A 3,338-nucleotide genomic window follows, 5' to 3' on the forward strand; every position below is an offset into this window, starting at 1 on the left:
GATCTAGACCCTCCTGTGGATGTGATTCTTCCTTACACTGCTTTCCCTCTTTATAGTGCCTTCATTATTGAGAATCAAAGTTATGTGGATCTTTCCATGGTTGTCCGAGCGGCCGTATATGACTAGTCAGCGACTTCGCGAATGTTAAAACCTCCAAAGAAGACTCCGTCGAAAGAAAAACACCCAATGGTGCAACTTCTAGTATTATATCCCTGCGAAAGGCCTTGGAATGCAGCAAGACAGCTTTCTGAGCTAGTCGAGGTGGATGAAAGATTTGAATCCTATTTCCATGACTACAAAATGAATCTGATTGAAATCACAGGAAATACTTCATATAATTTTAATGAAGAAGACGTGTATAATCTATTCTACATATGTTGAAGTATTTATGATCAGTCTATTTATGAAGGAACGAGTAATCATTTTGGACTTGTGAAAAGCAGTGTGTTAAAAGTCGTCAAGACATTAACGGATGTAGAATGGTTGGATTTAGAAGAATTAGAGGAAAAGGAGGAAATTGAAATGTGTGAAGCTGAAAAGAGATGGCTGGAAGTAAAGTCAAAGGAATGGGAAGCTGAAGGAATAAAAAAAGGAATCGAACAAGGCAGTGAGAAAAAAGAACTTGAAATGTATCAAACAATGGTAGACAAAGGATTCAGTATTTCAAGTATCGCATCGATCTTCTCGGTAAGTGAAGAGTCGATTGAAAGGCTATTGATGAAAGCTTAGGTGTAGTTATATGTGTGAAGAACATTTAGACACTAGAACAAATCTTTGAGATTTCTAGAATGACTTTAAAAATAGTGATGTTAGCATATAAATAGGACTAGTCAAAAAGAGAAAATTTACGCCAGTGGTACAATAGAAAGAGGATGATTCAAAGACAAAGGAAGGCAAAAGAAAATGGCAAATAAAAAGAAACAGTTTGATCAAGAATTTAAACAAAATGCAGTCAATTATTGTTTAACACATCCAGAACTAAGTCGTAAAGAATGTGCTAAAAATTTAGGTATTGGAGATAGTACTTTATACAGGTGGAAGCAAGAAGCTAAAGCCAATAACAACCAGGCAACATTTAAAGGTTCAGGGAATCTAACAGAGGCTGAGCTTGAAAACAGACGTTTAAAACGTGAATTAAAGGATACGCAAGATGCTCTTGAAATTCTAAAAAAAGCCATCAGCATTCTGGGAGAATAACACAAGTTCTGTACTGTCTTGTTTCTGAAGAGTCTAAGGTCGACAAAGACTTTTCGGTGACTGGAGTGCTAAGTAAGCTACATTTGTCAAAATCAGGATATTACAATTATCTGCATCGAAAACCAAGCAAGCAATCTATATCTAAGAAAGAGAGAATGCAAGCGATTCAAACTATATATGATGATAATCATCAAATTTATGGTGCACCAAAGATAGCGAAAGAGATGCAAAAGAAAGGCGAAAAAATATCACAAAGAACTGTAGGTGTATATATGCGAGAAATGGGTATCAAAGCTTGTTACATTAAACCATATGTAAAAACAACCTTTGATAGTGATTTTTCAACAAAGCTGCATAACATTTTAAAAAGAGACTTTTCGCCAAGCAAGCCAAATGAGGCATGGTGTACAGATATAACGTATATATTTACCTTGGAAGGATTTGTATACCTTACAAGTGTAATGGATCTATATTCAAGAAAAATAATTGCATGGACTGATGCTAGTATATTTATAGGACAGGTAAAACATCTCGAATTTGATTTGATAAGGAACCAATCACATTAAAAATAGAATGAGATATTGAACATGACTGTCCTGGATATTGTAGATTCTTGTGCATATGGTACAATGTCAAGACAATAACAAAGGAGTATAAAAAATGTCAAGAAACAGTAAAGCCTATGACCAAGAATTTAAAGAAAATGTTATTAATTATGTTTTAGAACATCCAGAAGAAAAATACACTGCACTTGGAAATAAATTCGGTGTTCATCCTACAACGATTGCTGGGTGGATGAAACAATATCGCAGCAATGACAATCAAGTTATTGTTAGAGGCAGCGGTAATTATGCAAGTGATGAAGCTAAAGAAATCGCCAAATTGAAAAAGGAACTAAAAGACACAAAGGACGCGTTAGAAGTATTAAAAAAAGCTATTGGCATACTGGGCAAGTAAAGCCCCGTGAAATCTACGAAGCGGTTGATCAACAAAAGAAAAAAGATCAAACTATTTCCGGAGCCAGTGTGCTAAAAACAATTGGGGTTAGTCGTTCAGGTTTCTATAGCTATAAAAAGAATGAAAATCTACCTACTCAGACACAAATAAGAAATGAGCATCTTCAAAAAGAAATCAAGAAAATACATGAAGGATCTTATGGTATATACGGATCACCAAAAATAACAGTATTACTAAATAAAAATGGCGAAAACGTCAGTCAGAAACATGTATATAATTTAATGCATGGTATGGGAATAAAAGCCCGTTATGTACGACATTACACAAAAACAACTGTAAGTGAAGATTATTCGTCTAAGATGCAGAACCTATTAAATAGGCATTTTAATCCAACAAAACCAAATACCGTATGGTGTACAGATATAACTTATATATGGACAAGAGAAGATGGATTTGTATATTTAACAAGTGTAATGGATTTATTTTCAAGAAGAATTATAGCATGGGTATTAACGCGAACAATGGATGCGGACAAGGTGTTAGAATGCTTAATAAAAGCTAAAGAAAGACGTGAAACTGATCATCCTATTGTGATCCAAAGTGACCGCGGAGTACAGTATACATCAGAATTATACCAGCGATTAACTAAAGGTATGGTTACTAGCTATTCATGGAAAGGAACTCCATGGGACAATGCGTGCATTGAATCTTTTCATGCCTTGATAAAAAGAGAATGGCTACAATTTTATAAAATTGATAATTATTATGGAGCATATAAAATCGTATTTGAATATATAGAAGGATTTTATAATACAACACGAATTCACTCACATTGTGAATATGAATCTCCACAAAATTTTGAAAAACAATATTTGAAACATAAACATTAAAAAAACAGATATTTAAGTTGTCTTAAATCTTGACATAGTACCAATGGGACTTTTACAGATAATCTAGTAACTGGCAGTGGTGTCTTTGCACAAATGTTACAAGGTTTAAATATACCGATAATGGAAGCGGAATCAGAAAAATTCGTTTAGGTATTGTTTTCTTTGGCAAAATGTCATAAAATACATTTAGATTTGATTTAGGAGGATAATTATGAAACAAGTAACTGTAACTGTAGTAGATCCAGTAGGTCTTCACGCACGTCCAGCAACTGTAGCTGTTAACGCTGCTAGTAA

Annotated in this window: 6 protein-coding genes; all 6 read left to right on the top strand. The window is 34.1% G+C overall.

Annotation, left to right across the window (positions count from 1 at the left end; translation table 11 throughout):
• Positions 1-483: 483 nt before the first annotated feature.
• A complete protein-coding gene (locus FYJ66_RS09015) occupies positions 484-729 on the top strand; it encodes a hypothetical protein (RefSeq protein ID WP_154573170.1) in 246 nt (81 codons plus the stop codon).
• Positions 730-903: 174 nt separating this feature from the next.
• A complete protein-coding gene (locus FYJ66_RS09020) occupies positions 904-1,197 on the top strand; it encodes a transposase (protein ID WP_154573171.1) in 294 nt (97 codons plus the stop codon).
• Between the two features lie 65 nt (positions 1,198-1,262).
• Positions 1,263-1,763: an IS3 family transposase gene (locus tag FYJ66_RS09025; protein ID WP_154573172.1), complete on the top strand. Its 501-nt coding sequence runs from the start codon at positions 1,263-1,265 to the stop codon at positions 1,761-1,763.
• Positions 1,764-1,857: 94 nt separating this feature from the next.
• Positions 1,858-2,154 (top strand): transposase, encoded by a 297-nt coding sequence (locus tag FYJ66_RS09030; protein ID WP_118116850.1) that lies wholly within the window; start codon positions 1,858-1,860, stop codon positions 2,152-2,154.
• A complete protein-coding gene (locus FYJ66_RS09035; protein WP_338071216.1) occupies positions 2,121-3,044 on the top strand; it encodes an IS3 family transposase in 924 nt (307 codons plus the stop codon). The genes FYJ66_RS09030 and FYJ66_RS09035 overlap by 34 nt, the downstream gene beginning before the upstream one ends.
• A gap of 211 nt (positions 3,045-3,255) precedes the next feature.
• A partial coding sequence (locus FYJ66_RS09040) for an HPr family phosphocarrier protein (RefSeq protein WP_206157049.1) occupies positions 3,256-3,338 on the top strand: 83 nt, incomplete at its 3' end.

The sequence above is a fragment of the Allobaileyella intestinalis genome (assembly GCF_009695865.1).
GTDB lineage: Bacteria > Bacillota > Clostridia > Peptostreptococcales > Anaerovoracaceae > Allobaileyella > Allobaileyella intestinalis.